Here is an 18784-nt window from a genome sequence, read left to right on the forward strand (position 1 = left end):
GGCGCGGCGGCATCCGTCGCGTCCCGGCCCGCCGCCGCCCCCTCGCCCTCGTGCCGTCGTAGGCTCGCGGGATGGCCGAACACGGGGTGCACGACGCGGCGCGTGCCGTCGAGCGGCATCCCGCGGCGCGCGTGCTCGCCCGGGGCGGCTACGTCGCGAACGGCTTCGTGCACCTGCTGATCGGGTCGCTCATCGTCGCGGTCGCTTTCGGCGGCGACCGCGACGCCGACCAGACGGGAGCCTTCCGCGCGGTCGCCGAGCTTCCGCTAGGGTTCGTCGCGCTGTGGGCCGCAGCCGCTCTCCTGACCGCGCTGGGCGTGTGGCATCTCGCCGAGGGGATGCTGGCCTCGCGGCGCCGGCGCGGCGCCGCCGTCTGGGGGCTGCGGGTCTCGGAGTGGGGACAGGCGGTCGTGTTCCTGTTCTTCGGCGGGTTGTCCGCCGCCGTGGCGCTCGGCGCACGTCCGCAGGCCGATGAGGCCGCGCGCGACGCGAGCCGCGGCATCCTCGCGCTTCCGGGCGGTGTGTTCGCGATCGTGCTCGTCGGGGCCGGTGTCGCGATCGCCGGAGTGGTCTTCGTCGTGATGGGCGTGCGGCGCTCCTTCCACTCCAAGATGACGATCCCCGACGGAGCGGTCGGTCGCGCCGTCGAGGGCCTCGGGATCCTCGGCTTCATCGCGAAGGGCATTGCTCTGGGGTCGCTGGGCGGTGTGCTCATCGTCGCCGCCGTGCGTTCGCGCGCCGACGAGGCCGGCAGCCTGGATGCCGCGATCCGGGCGCTGCTCGACCTGACGTTCGGCCCCGAGATCGTGGTCGTTGTGGGGGCCGGGCTCATCGCCTACGGCGTGTTCACGGTCTTCCGAGCGCGCTACGCCGACCTCTGAGCCCCGGGTCTCTCGGCGGCTGCCCGCTTTCGGGCGCACTTCGGCCTGTCGACCGCAGGAACACGTGCGCCGGATGCCGCAATCTGCGCGGCATCCGGCGACCGGGCGCTGAGATCAGCGGGCGGTGAGTCGCGCGACCGCGTCGGCCGCGGCGAGGGTCTCGCGTTCGCCCGTCCGACGGTCCCACAGCTCCACCTGGCCGTTGGCCGCGCCTCGCCCGACGATGAGGATGCGCGGCACGCCCACCAGCTCGGCGTCGCCGAACTTCACGCCGGGCGACACCTTCGGGCGGTCGTCGTAGACGACCTCCAGGCCCGTCGCCTCGAGCTCGCCCGAGAGCTGCTCGGCCAGCTCGAAGGCCGCGGCGTCCCGGCCGGTCGCCACGACGTGCACGTCGAAGGGAGCGACCGACGCGGGCCAGATGAGTCCACGCTCGTCGTTGTTGAGCTCGGCGATGATCGCGAGGATGCGGGTCACGCCGATGCCGTACGAGCCCATCGTGACCGTGACGAGCTTGCCGTTCTCGTCGAGGACCTTCAGCCCCAGCGCCTCGGCGTACTTGCGGCCGAGCTGGAAGACGTGACCGATCTCCATGCCCCGCGCGATCGAGACCGGGCCCGAGCCGTCGGGCGCCGGGTCGCCCTCGCGCACGGTGGCGACCTCGACGAACGCGTCGGCCGTGAAGTCGCGGCCCGCGACGAGGGAGTGCACGTGCTTCTGGTCGATGTTCGCGCCCGTGATCCACGAGGTCCCGTCTACGACGCGGGGGTCGAGGACGTAGCGGATGCCGGTCGCTGACTCCTCGCCGAGCACCGGGCCCTCGGGCGACCAGGGGCCGATGTAGCCCTTGACCAGCAGCGGGTTCTTGGCGAAGTCCTCGGCCGTCGCCGGCTCGACCTCGGCCGGCGCGAAGGCGACCTCCACACGCTTGTCGTCGACGTCGCGGTCGCCGGGCAGGCCCACGACGACGAGCTCCCGCGTGCCGTCGAGGTGCGTGAGGGCGAGCACGACGTTCTTGAGCGTGTGCGCCGCGGTGAACTCGCCCTCGAGGGTGGCGTTGACGTGTGCCACGAGCGTCTCGATCGTGGGGGTGTCAGGCGAGTCGAAGACGACCGGCTCCGGCAGCCCGTCGATCGGCCCCGCCTCGGGGACGACCGTCGTGAACGCCTCGACGTTCGCGGCATATCCGCCCGCGGAGCGCACGAACGAGTCCTCGCCGACGGGGGTCGGGTGCAGGAACTCTTCCGAGCGGGAGCCGCCCATGGCCCCGGCATCCGCCTGGACGATGACGTAGTCGAGACCGAGGCGCTGGAAGATGCGCTCGTACGCGTCGCGCTGGGCCTGATAGCTCGCCTCGAGCCCGGCGTCGTTCGCGTCGAACGAGTACGCGTCCTTCATCGTGAACTCGCGGCCGCGCAGCAGGCCGGCACGGGGACGGGCCTCGTCGCGGTACTTGTCCTGGATCTGGTAGATCGTCAGCGGCAGGTCCTTGTACGACGAGTAGAGGTCCTTGACGAGGAGGGTGAAGGCCTCCTCGTGGGTCGGAGCGAGCAGGTAGTCGCCGCCCTTGCGGTCCTGCAGGCGGAACAGCAGGTCGCCGTACTCCTCCCAGCGACCCGTCGCCTCGTACGCCTCGCGCGGCATGAGGGCCGGGAAGTGCACCTCCTGGGCGCCGGCCGCCGCCATCTCCTCGCGCACGACGCGCTCGATCTTGGCCTTGACGCGCAGGCCGAGAGGCAGCCAAGCGAAGATGCCCGCCGCCTGCGGTCGGATGTAGCCGGCGCGGATCAGCAGCTTGTGACTGGCGACCTCGGCGCCCGCGGGGTCTTCACGGAGCGTGCGGAGGAACAGGTGCGACATACGGGTGACCACGAGTCGAGTCTACGGATGACACGGGGCCGCGATGCGCGCGCGATCGTTCGTCACCCCGCCGCATCCCGCATCGCCGACAGCACGCGCTCCGCGGCATCCACGACGTCCGGCGCCTCCATGATCTCGACGACGTTCACTCCGTCGGTCGCGAGGAGGTAGGAGCTGTCCGGACGGATAGCCCCGACGCCCCGCACGGCCTCGGTCGCGCCCGCGACGTCGACCGGCACCGGGACGTCCCGTCGCCCGTCACCTGCAGCGAGTCGATCCCATTCCCATGCGCCGCCGGGGGGGGCGACCGCGTCGAGTCGCGCAGTGACGACCGCAGCGGCCTCATCATCTCCCACACCCTGTAGTGTCCGGCACGCCGAGAAGGTTCGCGGCCGTGCGAATTAATCTGAACGGATGAGAACCGTTCTACTGACTGGATTCGAGCCCTTCGCCGGAGACGCGACGAATCCATCGGGGGACGCGGTAAACCTGGTCGCCGACCATTGGACGGGCCCGGAGAACCTGGTCATGGCGGTGCTACCGGTGACCTTCCGTGGGGCCGGGTTGCAGCTGCTCGAGCTCATCGTCGAGCACTCCCCCGACGTCATCATCGCGACCGGCCTGGCCGGGGGCCGCACGGGGATCGCCGTTGAACGAGTGGCGCTCAACCTCAAGGACGCACGGATCCCGGACAACAGCGGCGAACAGCCCGTCGACGAGCCGTCGGTCAGGCACGCGCCCGACGCACACTTCGCGACGCTGCCCGTGAAAGCGATCGCCGCGGACATCATGGCGGCGGGCATCCCCGCCTCGGTCTCATACTCGGCGGGCACCTTCGTCTGCAACCACGTGATGTTCACGGCCCTGGATAGCGGCGAGCCGGGCGATCGCGCCGCCGGCTTCATCCACGTTCCCTACGCCACCGAGAACGCACCCGAGGGCCAGCCGTCGCTGCCGCTCTCGGACATTGCGCAAGCGTTGCGCATCGCCATCCGGACCTCCTTGGACACCGAGGTGGACCACTCGTACGCGGCAGGCTCCATCTGGTGAGAGGCAGCTGCCTCGTCAGCTCGAGAGCGCGGAGAGCATTTGCCCGAGGACCTGCCCTGCGAGGTCGAGATTCTCGTCGTAGAGGCTGACCACGTTCACTCCGTCGGTCGCGAACGCCTTGTACGAGCCGTAACCCCAATCTGTGGCGAAGGCGTCGGTCGCACCGGCCACGTCCAGCTCGACAACCGATGACTCCGCCGCCCGCCCGCGCAACTCGTCCCACTGCCACCCCAGGCCCGGCGCGACCTGCGGCGAGAGGATGTGGAACTCGTCCGTCTCGTAATCTATCCGCTCGCCGTCGGAGAACAGCGGACACGCTCGGAAGACACCCGCCGCTGCCAGCAGGACCTCCTCCGGCTGCTCGGAACCCTCCCAGTAGCCGTGGCGATACGGACCGATCAGTTCCTCGAGGCCCATGGCCTCGCCGAGCCACACGCAGTCGGGAACCGGCCAGACGTCATCGGTGGCGGCAGCGCGCCGAGGCTGCGTCGCCGTCGGTAGGTTGGCGGCGACCGCTTCGATGGCTGCACCCAGCAGCTCGTCCGGGGTCTCGACCGCGCCCCAGCCGGCGTTCGCGCCGACCCACACGTCGTCCACCACGCGCCCGAGACGACAGTGGTTGGCGTCGTAGCTGGGCTCGCAGGTCGCCACGGAGTAGCGCGCTGCGAACTCGTTGCTCACCTCGGCTGCGGGGACCACGGTCAACGTGAGGTTTCCGACACCCTCGGGGAGATCCGCGCCGTCAGCGGCGAACCACGTGCAGGCGAGGCCACCGAGAGTCCCGAGGGGCTCGAAGTCGACCTCCACCGGACGATCCGCGTCCCACGCGAGGTACTGCTCGGCCCGAGTGAGCGCCCCGACTCCGAGGAGTTCGTCGCGCTGCTCGGTCGTGAGCATTCGATCGCAGTCGCCGTCGAACGCGCGAACCGGCTCCAGGTTCGGCGTGGGCGTCGGCGTCGGCGAGGCCGGCATCTCGCTCGGCGCTGAGGGCGTCGGCGTCTCCGCCGTGCGTTCGACGGGAGCACACCCCGCCACGAGGGCGGCGGCGAGCGCGAGGGAGAGAAACGCGACAGGACGACGGAGCATGCGGTCAGCCTGGCAGGGGCGACATGCCGACAGCGGCATCCGCCGTCGAAGCGTTACGGAACCGATCTCAGGCGGTGACGACCTGTGCCGTGCCGAGCGGCGCGTCGGGACCGAGCTCGTCGGCGATACGGCGGGCCTCTTCGATGAGCGTCGCGACGATCTCCGATTCGGGCACGGTCTTGATGACCTCGCCCTTGACGAAGATCTGTCCCTTGCCGTTGCCCGATGCGACGCCGAGGTCGGCCTCCCGGGCCTCGCCCGGCCCGTTGACGACGCAGCCCATGACGGCGACGCGCAGCGGCACGGTGACATCCTTGAGGCCCGCGGTGACGTCGTCGGCGAGCGTGTAGACGTCGACCTGCGCCCGCCCGCATGACGGGCACGAGACGATCTCGAGCTTGCGCTCCCGCAGGTTGAGCGACTGCAGGATCTGGTGTCCGACCTTGACCTCCTCGGCCGGCGGCGCCGACAGCGAGACGCGAATCGTGTCGCCGATTCCCTCGCCCAGCAGGATGCCGAACGCGGTGGCGCTCTTGATCGTGCCCTGGAACGCCGGCCCCGCCTCGGTCACCCCGAGGTGCAGGGGCCAGTCGCCGCGCTCGGCGAGCTGCCGGTAGGCCTTGACCATGACGATCGGGTCGTTGTGCTTGACCGAGATCTTGAAGTCATGGAAGTCGTGCTCCTCGAACAGCGAGGCCTCCCAGACCGCGCTCTCGACGAGGGCCTCCGGCGTCGCCTTGCCGTACTTCTCGAGCAGGCGACGATCGAGAGAGCCGGCGTTGACGCCGATGCGCAGCGAGACGCCGGCGGCCTTCGCCGCGTTCGCGATCGCACCGACCTGGTCGTCGAACTTCCGGATGTTGCCCGGGTTCACGCGCACCGCGGCGCATCCGGCGTCGATCGCCTGGAAGACGTACTTCGGCTGGAAGTGGATGTCGGCGATGACGGGGATCTGGCTCTTCTTGGCGATGATGTGCAGCACGTCCGCGTCGTCCTGCGAGGGAACGGCGACGCGCACGATCTCGCAGCCGGATGCCGTGAGCTCGGCGATCTGCTGCAGCGTCGCGTTGATGTCGGTGGTCGGCGTCGTCGTCATCGACTGCACGCTGACGGGGGCTCCTCCCCCGACGAGCACCTTCCCGACGCGGATCTGCCGGCTCTTGCGGCGAGGGGCGAGGACGTCCGGAACCTGGGGCATCCCGAGATTGACAGCTGGCACGGGCACAGCCTACGCGGCACCGCCGCAGACGGGCTGGGAGCCGCGCGACACCGCATCCCCGGCGCGGGTGTGATAATTTCGGCCCATGCGCACGCGCCTCTCCTGGTGGCACACCGCCTAGGCGGTGTGTTCGACGTGCACACGTTTCAGACCGCCCGGCGTTGAAGGCCCGGCGGTCTTCTTCGTGGGGCGGGCGCTCCGACGAAGAAAGACGACGATGACCGGTTCTCTCCCGACCCTGACCGATCTCGCGGCGAGCGGTGCGCCCTTCGCGCTCATCGCGCGCGACGGGGCGAGCGTCGAGGTGCTCCGCGGCGACGTCGTCGACGTCGACCGGCTCGCCGACATCCCGCTGGACGATCCCGACGACACACCGCGCGAAGTGCTCGCCCTCGTGCCGTTCCGCCAGGTCGTCGAACGCGGCTTCGTCTGCCACGACGATCGGGCACCGCTGCGCTGCCTGCGCGTCGCCGACCACGATTCCCTGCCCCTGGCCGAGGCACTGCGCCAGCTGCCGTCGGAGCGGGTGCCGCTCGAGGACGCCGGGTTCGACATCTCCGACGAGGACTACGCCGATATCGTCCGTCGCGTGATCGCCGACGAGATCGGCCGCGGCGAGGGCGCCAACTTCGTCATCCGCCGTGATTTCACCGCAACGGTGGAGACGGATGCCGTCACCGCCGGCCTCACCTGGTTCCGCGCGCTGCTGCAGCACGAGCGCGGCGCGTACTGGACCTTCCTCGTCGTGACCGACGGTCACGTGGCGGTCGGCGCCAGCCCGGAGGCCCACGTCAGTGCGCGCAGCGGGGCGCCCGCGGAGCCCGGCACGAGCATCGTCACGATGAACCCGATCTCCGGCACCTTCCGCCATCCCCGCGGTGGCGCGACCGCCGAGACGCTGACGGAGTTCCTCTCCTCCACCAAGGAGACCGAGGAACTGTTCATGGTCGTCGACGAAGAGCTGAAGATGATGTCGGCGGTCTGCTCCGACGGGGGCCGGATCACCGGCCCGCACCTGAAGGAGATGTCGCGCCTGACCCACACCGAGTACATGCTGCGCGGCTCGAGCACCATGGACCCCCGCGACATCCTCCGCGAGACCATGTTCGCCCCCACCGTCACGGGGTCGCCCATGCAGAACGCGTGCACGGTGATCGCGCGGCACGAGCGGACGCCCCGCGGCTACTACTCCGGTGTCGCCGCCCTCTTCACCCCCGCGGCGGGCGGCGGCCACGACCTCGACGCCCCCATCCTGATCCGCACCGCCTACCTCGTCGACGGCCGGCTGCGCGTGCCCGTCGGAGCGACGCTCGTCCGGCACTCCGACCCGGCGGGCGAAGTGGGCGAGACCCACGGCAAGGCGGCCGGCGTCCTGGGCGCGATCGGCGCCGTCGACCGCGACGAAGCGCCCGCGGTGATCGCCGGCACGACGGCGGTCGACGAGGACGCACCCGCCGCGCACCGCCCGCGGCTCGGCGACGATCCGACGATCGCGGCCCTGCTCTCCTCGCGCAACGCGCGTCTCGCGCAGTTCTGGCTCGACCCGCAGGCGGCGGGAGGCGGGCCGTACGCGGGCCGCGAGGTGCTGGTCGTCGACGCCGAGGACCGGTTCACCACGATGCTCGGGCACCAGCTGCACCACCTCGGGTTCGCCGTTCGCATCGCTCCCTGGCACGAGGTGACGGATGCCGCGGTCGACGGGGCCGGTCTCGTCGTCTTCGGCCCCGGCCCGGGCGATCCGCGCGACGGCGCCAGCCCTCGCATCGCCCGCATGCGCGAGCTCGTCGGCCGGCGCGCCGACGCGGGCAGGCCGCTGCTCGCCGTGTGCCTGAGCCACCAGATCCTGGCCGACCGGCTCGGGATCGCGCTGGCCCCTCTCGCGTCGCCCCATCAGGGCCTGCAGAAGAGCGTCGACGTGTTCGGACAACCGGCGTCCATCGGCTTCTACAACACGTTCACGGCACGCGTCGCCCCCGGCACCGAACGCCTGGGCGACACCGAGATCGCGGCGGACCCGTCGTCGGGTGACGTGTACGCGCTCCGGGGACCGGGGTACGCCTCCGTGCAGGGGCATCTCGAGTCGATCCTGTCGCGAGATGGTCTGCCGACACTCGAGCGGCTCGTCGGATTCGCCCTCGAGCCCGTCCCCGCCTGATCGCGCCGCGTCGGCGGCGAGCGCGTCAGCCGAGAATCGAGATCGGGTTGAAGACGTCGGCGAGGATCAGCGTCCCGCCCATGACGATGAGCCCGATCACCACGACGAAGGTGACGGGAACGAGCTTGGTCGCATCGACCGGGCGTGGTCGCGGGCGACGGAAGAGCTTCGCCCAGGCCCGCTTGATGCCGTCCCACAGGGCGACCACGACGTGTCCGCCGTCGAGAGGCAGCAGGGGCAGCAGATTGAAGATGAACAGCGCGATGTTGAGCGAGCCGAGCAGGCTCAGCAGGTCGACGACGCGGTCCTGAATGGGCGCTTCGGTCGCGGCGACCTCGCCCGCGATGCGTCCGGCACCGACGACCGACAGCGGGCCGTTGGGGTCGCGCTCCCCGCCGGTCACCAGGGCCACTCCGGTTTCGTAGACCTTCACCGGCAGCTGCCAGATGACGCTCGCAACGGCTCCGAGCCGCTCGACCGCCGCCTGCGGTCCGGTCCAGATCGGCTGCGGCACGTTGACCCGCGTTCCCGTCATACCGACGAACCCGACCTCCTTGACCTCGGTCGTGCCATCCGCCGTCGTCACGGGACGTTCGGCGGCGACCGGAGTGACCTCGAGCGTGATGCGGTCGCCGTCGCGCTCGACGACGATCGGAATCGTGCGTCCCGGCGACGCCTGAATGATCGCGGTCGCTTCGACGTAGCCCGACACCTCGGTCCCGTCGACGGCGACGATGACGTCCCCGGGACGGATGCCGCCTGCCGCGGCCGGTGAGACAGGATCACCGGGCTCGCATGTCGTGCGCTCGACGCCGGCCGGAACGACGCACTCGTTCACGCCGGCGATCGTGGTGGAGACGCTCGGAAGTCCGATGGCACTCAGCGCGATACCGAAGAGCACCATCGCGAGCACGAAGTTCATCAGGGGCCCGCCGACCATGATGACGATGCGCTTCCACACCGACAGCTGGTAGAACGCCGGACGCGTGTCGTTCTCGACGAGGGTCTCGGCGTTGGCGAGACGGGCGTCCTGCACCATCGCCCCGAAGAAGCGACCACTGCGCCGGGTGGCGGCGTCGGGCTCGTCGGGTGCTGGCGGGTACATGCCCGACATCGAGATGTAGCCGCCGAGAGGCAGCGCCTTCACGCCGTACTCGGTCTCACCGAAGCGCCGCGACCAGAGCGTCGGCCCGAGGCCGATCATGTACCGGCCGACGCGCACGCCGAACAGCTTGGCGGGCACGAGGTGGCCGACCTCGTGCAGCGCGATCGACACGGCGAGCCCGACGACGAGCAGCACGACGCCGATGACGAAAGCGAGGATGGTCACGACCGCCCAGAGTACCCGCCGAGTCTTTGAATCGGCCCAGGCCGTAAACTCCCACCATGGAGCGGGCGCAGAGTGCGACAGTGCGGCGTGCTCGCGCGCTGCGCGGAACCGCCTCCGCCGCGATCGCCACCGTCTTCGCCGCCACCGCCCACACCATCTCGGGCGGGCTCGCACCGCTCTGGCTGATCGTCGTCGCGACGCTGCTCGCGGCCCCCGCGGCCGTCTGGCTCGTGGGCCGCGCCCCGTCGGCCTGGCGAACCGGCCTCGTCGTGCTGGCGAGCCAGGGCCTGTTCCACACGTTCTTCTCCATCGCCGGCTCCACTGACCCGACGGCGCCCCTCGGGCACGTCCACGGCGGAACGCTCGCCGCGCTCGGGCCTGTCGCGCACACGCACGCCTTCGGCATGAACATGAGTGCCACGCACGTCGTCGCGGCCGCCGTCACCGTCGCGACGCTCGTCGCCGGCGAGCGCCTCGTGCGCCTCATCCATCGCGGCATCCGTCGGTTCGTGCGTCTGATGTCGCCGTCGGTTCGCGCGCGGACGCCCCTGCTGCGTCCCGCCGTCGGGAGCACGCGCGTCGTCCCGGCACGTCGTCTCCGTTCCTCTCTGTCGCTGCGGGGTCCGCCGGTCGCCACCGCGTGACCTCCCCTTCCCGTAGCGGCCGGCACGATGCCGCCCGCATGTTCCGAGAGACGACAATGACCCTCACCATCACCGCGCGCCGCCGTGCGCGCCTGGCCGTCGGCGTGACCGCCGGCGCCGCCCTCGCCCTGGCCCTTCCGCTGGCCGCCTCCGCGCACGTCCACGTGACGCCGGAGGAAGTCGCCGCCAACGGCTCGACCCGCATCGACTTCTCGTTCAGCCACGGCTGCGACGGATCGCCCACGACGGCGCTCGTCGTCGACATCCCCGCCGAGGCACAGGGAGCGACCCCCGTCATCGACGGCGCGTGGACCATCACCACTGAAGCGGGCGAGAACGGCATCCCCACGCGCGTCACGTACACGGCGGTGGCGCCCATCCCCGACGCCTACGCGGCCTCCGCCGGCATGAACGTGATCTTCCCGGGATCGGCCGAGGGCGAGAGCTTCGCCTTCCCCGTGACGCAGCAGTGCGAGGCAGGAGAGGCTGCCTGGGTGCAGGTTGCCGAGGACGGCCAGGACCCGGACGACCTGGAGTACCCCGCTCCCGTCGTGGTTGTGGGGGCGGCCGCAGCCGACGCGCACGGCGGTCACTCCGAGGGCGGCCACTCGTCCGAGGGCGCGGCCGCCGCGGCCGATGCCGAGGCGACGGCCGCGGCCGCGGCCGACCCGCTGCCGCTCTGGCTCTCGGCCGGCGCACTCGTCCTCGCGGCCGCGGCGCTCGTCCTGGCGATCACCCGCCGACGCGCGTGAGCACAGCCGGGGCGGGCGCGTCAATCGGCGCGGCCGCCCCGGAACCGGGATGAGACAATGGTGGGAATGCCTACCGACGCCCCGAACCTCCCTCCCGTCCTCCGACCCGAGACGCCGCCGCGCCGCTCCCTGGCCGAGCTCGCCGCTCACGTCGGCGGCCGGATCGTCGGCGATGCATCCGACGTCTCGGTCACGGGTATCACCCTCGCGACGGCCGACCTGCGTCCGGGGGAAGCGTTCGTCGCGATCCGCGGCGCGGTGCGGCACGGTGCCGAGTTCGCGACGCAGGCCGCCGCGACGGGCGCCGCCGCGATCGTCACCGACACCCGTGGGGCCGAGCTCGCCGCCGACGCCGGCCTGCCCATCGTGGTCGTCGACGACCCGCGGGCCCGACTGGGCGAGCTCTCTGCCTGGGTCTACGGCACAGGCCGTGACGACCGCCTTCCTCTTCTCCTCGGCACGACCGGGACGAACGGCAAGACGAGCGTGTCGCACCTCATCGAGGGCATCCTCGGTCAGCTCGGAGCCGTCACCGGGCTGTCGTCCACGGCCGAACGCCACATCGCGGGCGAGGTCATCGTCTCGCGGCTCACGACGCCCGAGGCCTCGGAGTTCCACGCGCTGCTCGCCCTCATGCGCGAACGCGGCGTCGAGGCGGTCGCCGTCGAGGTGAGCGCGCAGGCACTGACACGTCACCGTGTCGACGGTGTGGTCTTCGACGTCGCCGGCTTCACCAATCTCACGCACGACCACCTCGACGACTACCGCGACATGGCAGAGTACTTCGAGGCCAAGCTCCCCCTGTTCCGTGCCGACCGTGCGCGCCGGGGCGTGGTCTGCCTCGACTCCGAAGCCGGCACCCAGATCGTCGCGCGGGCCGAGATCCCCGTGACGACGATCGTCACACCCGCGATCGCCGAGTCGCCCTCCGCGACCGCGGACTGGACGGTCGAGATCGTCGCGGAGCGGCAGAGCGGCACCGAGTTCCGCCTGGTCGGGCCGGACGAACGACAGCTCACCACGACGGTTCCGGTCATCGGACGGCACATGGCCGCGAATGCCGGCCTTGCGATCGTCATGCTGCTCGAGGGCGGCTACGCGTGGGACGAGCTCGTGCGCGTGCTGGACGGGCGACGCATCGACGCTCACCTGCCGGGGCGCACGCAGCGCGTCTCGGGTGACCGCGGCCCGGCCGTGTACGTCGACTTCGGGCACTCCCCCGATGCGTTCGAGAAGACCCTGGCCGCCGTGCGGCGCGTCACGCCCGGGACCGTCGTCATGGTCTTCGGGGCCGACGGCGATCGCGACAAGACCAAGCGGCACGACATGGGTGCCACTGCCGTCCTCGGCAGCGACATCCTGATCGTGACCGACCACCACCCGCGGTTCGAGGATCCCGACGCGATCCGGGCCACTCTCCTGGAGGGCGCTCGGCGAGCGCGACCGGATGCCGACATCCGCGAGTCGTCGCCGCCCGAGAAGGCGATCATCGAGGCCGTCTCGCTCGTCGGAGAAGGCGACGCGATCCTGTGGGCCGGACCGGGACACCAGGACTATCGCGACATCCGCGGAGTGCGCACGCCGTATTCGGCTCGAGAGCTCGCCCGTCGTGCACTCCGAGACGCCGGCTGGCCGGTGCCCGAACCGAGTTGGGCCGTGCCTTACGCCGACTGAGCGCGTTTGTGGTCGGACCACTGTGAAAAATCAGGGGTCCCCCGCCGTCCTGTCGCTCGCGTGCACGATTCCTCCAGCCCTCGCGGGTGCGGCGTAGCGTCGGCCACAGGCACGCCGCGGCAGGCACGACCAGCGCCTTCCCCGCTCCCCGGCGGGCCTTCCGACAGGACGAAGGACCCACGATGAGCACAGTCATCCCGACCACGACAGCACACGACGACGACGCGGTCCCCGCCGCGTGGGCGGGCTTCGCCCCGGGCCCGTGGCAGGACGACATCGACGTCCGTGACTTCATCCAGCGCAACTACGAGCCCTACACCGGTGACGCATCGTTCCTCGTGGGACCGACGGCCCGCACGACCGGGCTCTGGCAGACGCTCAGCGAGATGTTCCCGGCGGAGCGCGAGCGCGGCGTGTACGACGTCGACGCCCTCACCCCCTCGACGATCACGTCGCACGCTCCGGGCTACATCCGCCGGGAGGACGAGCTGATCGTCGGCCTGCAGACCGACGCGCCCCTGCGTCGCGCGATCATGCCGAACGGCGGATGGCGCATGGTCAAGGGAGCCCTGGAGACATACGGCTATCCGGTCGATCCGACCCTCGAGACGATCTTCACGCGCTACCGCAAGACGCACAACGACGGCGTGTTCGATGTATACCCGCCGGCCGTCCGCCGCGCTCGGAGCAGCCACATCATCACGGGCCTTCCCGACGCCTACGGCCGCGGCCGGATCATCGGCGACTACCGCCGCGTCGCCCTGTACGGCACCGACGCGCTCGTGGCAGCGAAGAACGTCGAGCGGGCGGAGCTCGACATGCACCCCTCGACGGCGAACATCCTGCGCTCGCGGGAAGAGAACGCCGAGCAGATCCGCGCCCTGCACGAGCTCGCCGAGATGGCGGCCTCGTACGGCTTCGACATCACCCGGCCCGCCGCCACCGCCCGCGAAGCCATCCAGTGGCTGTACTTCGCCTACCTCGGTGCGGTCAAGGAGCAGAACGGCGCCGCGATGAGCTTCGGGCGCAACACCGCGTTCCTCGACGCGTACATCCAGCGCGACATGGCGAGCGGCACCCTCACCGAGGTCGAGGCGCAGGAGCTCGTCGACGACCTCGTCATCAAGCTGCGGATCGTCCGGTTCCTGCGCACGCCCGAGTACGACGCGCTGTTCTCGGGCGACCCGACCTGGGTGACCGAGTCGATCGGCGGCGTCGGCGAGGACGGACGCACGCTCGTGACCAAAACCGCCTTCCGCTTCCTGCAGACGCTCTACAACCTCGGCCCCGCACCCGAGCCCAATCTGACCGTGCTGTGGACCGACGCCCTGCCCGACGGCTTCAAGGAGTTCTGCGCGCAGGTCTCGATCGACACCTCGTCGATCCAGTACGAGTCCGACGACCACATCCGCGCACTGTGCGGCGACGACGCGGCCATCGCGTGCTGCGTCTCGCCGATGACGGTCGGCAAGCAGATGCAGTTCTTCGGGGCTCGGGTCAACCTCGCCAAGACTCTCCTGTACGCCATCAACGGCGGACGCGACGAGGTGAGCGGCAAGCAGATCGCACCGGCCGCCGCTCCCGTCTCGGGAGACGTGCTGGGGTACGACGACGTGCGCGAGCGCTTCCGGGTGATGATGGAGTGGCTCGCCGAGACGTACGTCGACGCGCTCAACTGCATCCACTTCATGCACGACAAGTACGCCTACGAGCGTCTCGAGATGGCTCTGCACGACGGCAACGTCCTGCGCACCATGGCATGCGGCATCGCGGGGCTCTCGGTCGCCGCGGACTCGCTCTCGGCCATCAAGTACGCGACCGTCGAGCCGGTGCGCGATGCATCGGGGCTCATCGTCGACTACCTCGTCCACGGCGACTTCCCGACTTTCGGGAACGACGACGACCGCGTCGACGAGATCGCCCGCGAGCTGGTGTCGGACTTCATGTCGATGATCCGCAAGCACCAGACGTACCGCGATGCGGTGCACACCCAGTCGGTGCTGACGATCACGTCGAACGTCGTGTACGGCAAGGCCACCGGCAACACCCCCGACGGTCGCCGTGCCGGTCAGCCCTTCGCCCCGGGCGCGAACCCCATGAACGGGCGCGACACGCACGGGATGCTGGCGGCGGCGCTGTCGGTCGCGAAACTGCCCTTCGACCAGGCCCAGGACGGCATCTCGCTGACCACGACCGTGACGCCGAGCGGCCTCGGGCGCACGCCCGACGAACGGGTGCGCAACCTCGTGGGGCTGCTCGATGCGCAGATGGCGTCGGACGGCTACCACCTCAACGTCAACGTGCTGACGCGCGAGACGCTCGAGGATGCGATGGTCAATCCCGACAAGTACCCGCAGCTGACCATCCGGGTGTCCGGCTACGCGGTCAACTTCGTGCGACTGACCCGAGAGCAGCAGCTCGACGTGCTCAGCCGCACCTTCCACACGGGGGTCTGAGTCCCGTGCCCGCCATCCTGGTGCCGGGCGCGGCCTGCACCGCCGATCTGAGCGACCCCCGTCACGACCGTCTCGCCGCGCGACGGTCCGGGCATGTCGCGAGCGTGCACTCCTGGGAGCTCGTCACTTCCGTGGACGGCCCCGGCACCAGGATGACCCTCTTCCTCGCGGGATGCCCGCTGCGCTGCCAGTACTGCCACAACCCCGACACGTGGCGTCAGCGCGACGGCGAGCTCACCGCTCTCGACGACATCGTCGCCCGCCTGCGCCGGTACCTGCCGGTCTTCCGGGCGACGGGAGGAGGGCTGACGATCTCCGGCGGCGAGCCGCTGCAGCAGGCGGCCTTCGTCACGCGCCTGGCCCGGGCCGCCGCCGAGCTCGGCATCCACGTCGCCATCGACACCTCGGGCAACCTCGGCCGCGCGGCATCCGATGCGCTGCTCGACGACGTCTCGCTCGTCCTGCTCGACGTCAAGTCGGGCCTGCCCGACACCTACCGCGAGGTCACCGGCCGCGACCTGCAGCCGACGATCGAATTCGGCGACCGTCTCGCGGCCCGCGGCACTCCGGTGTGGATCAGGTTCGTGCTCGTGCCCGGACTCACGGATGCCGCGGAGAACGTCGACGCCGTCGCCGACATCATCGCCCGGTGGCAGAACGTGCAGCGGGTCGAGGTCCTGCCGTTCCATCAGATGGGCACGTCGAAGTGGGAGCGTCTGGGCATCCCCTATCCGCTCGCCGGGCGACCGACGCCGGATGCCGAGCTGCTCGCCCGGGTCCGCGGTCAGTTCGCCGCGCGAGGCCTCACCGTCTACTGACGGCGGTCGTCATCGCGTCGCACCGATCGCCCGGTCAGCGGCGCTCCGGGCCCACGACTCGGCCTCCGCGAGCGACTCCCTCGTGAGTTCGTTCGGCGGGCGATGCGCTTCGACGACACGTTCGACGGTCTCCACGATGCCGAGGAAGCTCAGCGCGCCCGCATGGAACGCCTCGACGGCCTGCTCGTTCGCGGCGTTGAAGACCGCGGGATAGGTCCGACCCTCCCGCCCCACCCGCTTGGCGAGGGCGACGGCCGGGAACGCCGCATCGTCGAGAGGCTCGAAGGTCCACTCGCTCGCGCGCGTCCAGTCGAGCGGAGCGCCCACGCCCGCGACCCGGCGCGGCCAGTCGAGGCCGAGCGAGATCGGCAGGCGCATGTCGGGCGGCGAGGCCTGGGCGATGGTGGACCCGTCGATGAACTCGACCATCGAATGCACGACGGACTGGGGATGCACGACGACGTCGATGCGGTCGTAGTCCACGCCGAACAGCAGGTACGCCTCGATGACCTCGAGCCCCTTGTTGACGAGGGTCGCGGAGTTGGTGGTCACGACGCGTCCCATGTCCCACGTGGGGTGAGCGAGGGCCTGGTCCGGTGTGACGGAGGCCAGTTCGTCGCGGCGACGGCCGCGGAACGGCCCGCCGGATGCCGTGAGCACGAGCCGCCGGACCTCGTCAGGCTCGCCCGACCGCAGCGCCTGCGCGATGGCGGAGTGCTCCGAGTCGACAGGAACGATCTGACCGGGCGCAGCGAGCGACGTGACGAGCTCGCCGCCGACGATGAGCGATTCTTTATTCGCCAGCGCGAGGGTGCGACCCGACTCCAGGGCGGCCAGGGTCGGGCCCAGCCCGACCGACCCCGTGATGCCGTTGAGCACGACATCGGCCTCGACGTCACGGACGAGACGTTCCGCGTCGGCCGCACCGAGTGCGGTGTGGGTCACACCGAACCGCGCCGCCTGCTCTTCCAGCATCCGAGCGTTCGAGCCCGCGGCGAGTCCCACGACCTCGAACCGGTCTCGACGGGAGTCGATGACGTCGAGCGCCTGCGTTCCGATCGAGCCGGTGGAGCCGAGGATGAGGACGCGACGCATGCCGTCAGCCTAGGTGCTGCGGGTGTGCCGGTTTAGTTGCCGCGGTGGGTGACCTCAGCCCGCGGCGGGGGCCGGCGTGCGCTGGACGCCGAGGATGTCGACAACGAAGACGAGCGTCTCGTTCTGGAGCTCGCTGCCCTCCTGCGCACCGTAACCCGCGGCCGGCGGGATGACGACGAGCACCTGCGAGCCGACCTGCTGCCCCTCGAGCGCCTGCTGGAAGCCGGCGACGACCCCGTTCGTCGGGAACGCCGCGGGCTGGCCACGGTCCCAGCTCGAGTCGAACACCGAGCCGTCCGACCACTTCACGCCGGTGTACTGGACGAACGCGGTGTCACCGGGCTGGATGGTGGCGCCGTCACCGGTCTTGAGGTTCGCCAGCTGCACCTCCGTCGGCGCATCCGTGCCGGGGAGGGTGATGGTCGGGGCGCCGTTGTCGGCCAGGGCGACGGTCGGCATTCCGTCGACGGGCGCCTGGTCGGCGCCGTCGGCTCGCGTCGGGAGCTTCTCGACCCCCTCGGCGACGACGACCACGGACGTGCGGTCCTGGCCGAAGGCCGAGCCGGGGATCGCGAGGGCGGCGGTCGAGCCGAGCGGCGCGCATTCGAGAGCCGCGACGAACACCGAGTACTGCTGCGGGTCGAGCAGCACCGGCACGAGACCGGAGTCATCGGGAGAGGTGTCGCGCGACTGCTCGAGCAGCTCGCCCGTCGCACCGTCGTAAATCGCGTAGGAGCCGGAGACCAGATCGCCCGAGACGAGGTCCTCGCCGTCGCCGCGAGTCGTGAGCGTCCGCTCGATCTCGGCGGGCTCGAGGCCGGGGTCGACCTTCGCGGTCAGCTCGGGCGCCGACCCGGAGACCTCGATGCTGTCGGAGGACTCCCCCGGCTGGGCGTTCACGAGGCACTGCTCCGATGCACCGGAAGCGTTCGGGCTGGGCGACTCGGTCGCCGTGTCACCGCTCGCGCAACCGGCGAGCGCGAGCGCCGAGACGGCGACGACGGACAGGGCGGCGAACGGGCGCAGACGCACGGAGAACCTCTTCGATCGGGGGTGGGAGCTCTCATCCTCTCGCACGAGCATCGGTGTGCGCTGAGAGCGGCGGATGCACGTGCCGCTTCGGGCTGTGGAGAACCGCGGGGCATTGTCGGAGGTCCGTGGGAACATTAGAACATGCATTCGAACGGCGGACTCGGCAGCGGGATGGGCAGCGACGCAGACATCGATGTGCTCGTGGCTTTGGTGGCGGATGCCGAAGGAGCGGCGGACGCCGTTCGGGCTGGCCAGGTGCGTGAGGTTCGGGTGCTCGCTGCGGCGGGGGCTCTCGCGGAGAAGCAGGCCGTGGGCGCGTCGGAGCAGGTCAAGGCGCGCGAGATGGCGCTGCGAGGGATCGCGGCCGAGCTCGCCGGTGTGTTCGTCGCGACCGACCGCACTTTGCAGCGGCGGATCGATGAGGCGCGCGATCTGGTCGACAATTTCCCGCTGACACTGGCCGCGTGGGAGGACGGACGAATCGTCCGCGGGCACGTGCGGCTGATTCAGGAGGTCGGATGCCTCGTGCCCGTGGAGAATCGGGCGGAGTTCGAACGCGCCGCGGTTGAACGGTGCGAGGGCGAGACTCCCAACCGGGTGCGCGAAGCACTGCGGATGATCGCCGAGCGGATGCACCCGCGGACGTTCACCGAACGACACGAAGACGCCGCCGCGGGGCGGTGCGTGCAGGTGCAGCCCGGGCCGGATGGGATGTCGGATCTCATCGCGACA

At 70.7% G+C, this 18784-nt stretch carries 16 protein-coding genes; 9 read left to right on the top strand and 7 right to left on the bottom strand.

Annotation, left to right across the window (positions count from 1 at the left end):
• Window positions 1-71 precede the first annotated feature (71 nt).
• Complete coding sequence (locus DO944_RS11205) at window positions 72-881, top strand: DUF1206 domain-containing protein (protein WP_240309721.1); 810 nt, start codon at window positions 72-74, stop codon at window positions 879-881.
• Window positions 882-995: 114 nt separating this feature from the next.
• Here the strand turns inward: DO944_RS11205 and DO944_RS11210 are convergent, their stop codons facing one another.
• Both DO944_RS11210 and DO944_RS11215 read right to left on the bottom strand, forming a co-directional pair.
• Complete coding sequence (locus DO944_RS11210; RefSeq protein WP_112617244.1) at window positions 996-2753, bottom strand: proline--tRNA ligase; 1758 nt, start codon at window positions 2751-2753, stop codon at window positions 996-998.
• Between the two features lie 50 nt (window positions 2754-2803).
• A complete protein-coding gene (locus DO944_RS11215; RefSeq protein WP_112617245.1) occupies window positions 2804-3097 on the bottom strand; it encodes a hypothetical protein in 294 nt (97 codons plus the stop codon).
• Window positions 3098-3155: 58 nt separating this feature from the next.
• On the opposite strand from DO944_RS11215, the gene pcp reads away from it, so the two are divergent.
• A complete protein-coding gene (gene pcp, locus DO944_RS11220; protein WP_112617246.1) occupies window positions 3156-3791 on the top strand; it encodes a pyroglutamyl-peptidase I in 636 nt (211 codons plus the stop codon).
• A gap of 15 nt (window positions 3792-3806) precedes the next feature.
• On the opposite strand, the gene DO944_RS11225 is transcribed toward pcp, so the two are convergent.
• Entirely contained in the window at window positions 3807-4877 is a 1071-nt protein-coding gene (locus tag DO944_RS11225; RefSeq protein ID WP_112617247.1) for a hypothetical protein, read from the bottom strand.
• A 67-nt stretch (window positions 4878-4944) separates the two neighbouring features.
• Window positions 4945-6075: a flavodoxin-dependent (E)-4-hydroxy-3-methylbut-2-enyl-diphosphate synthase gene (gene ispG / locus DO944_RS11230; protein ID WP_023955151.1), complete on the bottom strand. Its 1131-nt coding sequence runs from the start codon at window positions 6073-6075 to the stop codon at window positions 4945-4947.
• 238 nt (window positions 6076-6313) lie between these two features.
• Here ispG and DO944_RS11235 point away from each other — a divergent pair, with 238 nt between their 5' ends.
• Complete coding sequence (locus DO944_RS11235; protein ID WP_112617248.1) at window positions 6314-8251, top strand: anthranilate synthase family protein; 1938 nt, start codon at window positions 6314-6316, stop codon at window positions 8249-8251.
• Between the two features lie 25 nt (window positions 8252-8276).
• Here DO944_RS11235 and DO944_RS11240 read toward each other — a convergent pair whose 3' ends face one another.
• The gene (locus DO944_RS11240) at window positions 8277-9581 is read right to left on the bottom strand and encodes an RIP metalloprotease (RefSeq protein WP_112617249.1); all 1305 of its coding nucleotides are present in this window, start codon (window positions 9579-9581) and stop codon (window positions 8277-8279) included.
• Between the two features lie 56 nt (window positions 9582-9637).
• Between DO944_RS11240 and DO944_RS11245 the strand changes: the two genes are divergently transcribed.
• The 5 genes from DO944_RS11245 (at window position 9638) to pflA (ending at window position 15925) form a co-directional block, all read left to right on the top strand.
• Complete coding sequence (locus tag DO944_RS11245) at window positions 9638-10225, top strand: hypothetical protein (protein ID WP_112617250.1); 588 nt, start codon at window positions 9638-9640, stop codon at window positions 10223-10225.
• A 56-nt stretch (window positions 10226-10281) separates the two neighbouring features.
• A complete protein-coding gene (locus tag DO944_RS11250; RefSeq protein ID WP_112617568.1) occupies window positions 10282-10977 on the top strand; it encodes a DUF1775 domain-containing protein in 696 nt (231 codons plus the stop codon).
• A gap of 66 nt (window positions 10978-11043) precedes the next feature.
• Window positions 11044-12651 (top strand): Mur ligase family protein, encoded by a 1608-nt coding sequence (locus DO944_RS11255; protein WP_112617251.1) that lies wholly within the window; start codon window positions 11044-11046, stop codon window positions 12649-12651.
• A 182-nt stretch (window positions 12652-12833) separates the two neighbouring features.
• Window positions 12834-15107, top strand: coding sequence for a formate C-acetyltransferase (gene pflB / locus DO944_RS11260; RefSeq protein ID WP_112617252.1), 2274 nt, complete (start codon window positions 12834-12836; stop codon window positions 15105-15107).
• 14 nt (window positions 15108-15121) lie between these two features.
• Window positions 15122-15925: a pyruvate formate-lyase-activating protein gene (gene pflA / locus DO944_RS11265; protein WP_258524726.1), complete on the top strand. Its 804-nt coding sequence runs from the start codon at window positions 15122-15124 to the stop codon at window positions 15923-15925.
• Window positions 15926-15934: 9 nt separating this feature from the next.
• Here pflA and dxr read toward each other — a convergent pair whose 3' ends face one another.
• Together dxr and DO944_RS11275 are read right to left on the bottom strand one after the other, a co-directional pair.
• The gene (gene dxr / locus DO944_RS11270; protein WP_112617253.1) at window positions 15935-17020 is read right to left on the bottom strand and encodes a 1-deoxy-D-xylulose-5-phosphate reductoisomerase; all 1086 of its coding nucleotides are present in this window, start codon (window positions 17018-17020) and stop codon (window positions 15935-15937) included.
• A 54-nt stretch (window positions 17021-17074) separates the two neighbouring features.
• On the bottom strand, window positions 17075-18052 hold the full coding sequence (locus tag DO944_RS11275) for an FKBP-type peptidyl-prolyl cis-trans isomerase (protein WP_112617570.1): 978 nt from the start codon (window positions 18050-18052) through the stop codon (window positions 17075-17077).
• Window positions 18053-18193: 141 nt separating this feature from the next.
• Between DO944_RS11275 and DO944_RS15940 the strand changes: the two genes are divergently transcribed.
• Window positions 18194-18784, top strand: a 591-nt coding sequence (locus DO944_RS15940; protein WP_258524689.1) for a 13E12 repeat family protein, incomplete at its 3' end; no start/stop codon positions are given.

Source organism: Microbacterium sp. SMR1, from assembly GCF_003289625.1.
GTDB classification, from domain to species: Bacteria; Actinomycetota; Actinomycetes; order Actinomycetales; family Microbacteriaceae; genus Microbacterium; species Microbacterium plantarum.

Coding starts and splice junctions, on each gene's coding strand:
- DO944_RS11255 (WP_112617251.1), top strand. CDS start 11,044: ATGCCTACCGACGCCCCGAACCTCCCTCCCGTCCTCCGACCCGAGACG.
- DO944_RS11235 (WP_112617248.1), top strand. CDS start 6,314: ATGACCGGTTCTCTCCCGACCCTGACCGATCTCGCGGCGAGCGGTGCG.
- dxr (WP_112617253.1), bottom strand. CDS start 17,020: ATGCGTCGCGTCCTCATCCTCGGCTCCACCGGCTCGATCGGAACGCAG.
- DO944_RS11245 (WP_112617250.1), top strand. CDS start 9,638: ATGGAGCGGGCGCAGAGTGCGACAGTGCGGCGTGCTCGCGCGCTGCGC.
- DO944_RS11250 (WP_112617568.1), top strand. CDS start 10,282: ATGACCCTCACCATCACCGCGCGCCGCCGTGCGCGCCTGGCCGTCGGC.
- pcp (WP_112617246.1), top strand. CDS start 3,156: ATGAGAACCGTTCTACTGACTGGATTCGAGCCCTTCGCCGGAGACGCG.
- pflB (WP_112617252.1), top strand. CDS start 12,834: ATGAGCACAGTCATCCCGACCACGACAGCACACGACGACGACGCGGTC.
- DO944_RS11205 (WP_240309721.1), top strand. CDS start 72: ATGGCCGAACACGGGGTGCACGACGCGGCGCGTGCCGTCGAGCGGCAT.
- DO944_RS11225 (WP_112617247.1), bottom strand. CDS start 4,877: ATGCTCCGTCGTCCTGTCGCGTTTCTCTCCCTCGCGCTCGCCGCCGCC.
- ispG (WP_023955151.1), bottom strand. CDS start 6,075: ATGCCCCAGGTTCCGGACGTCCTCGCCCCTCGCCGCAAGAGCCGGCAG.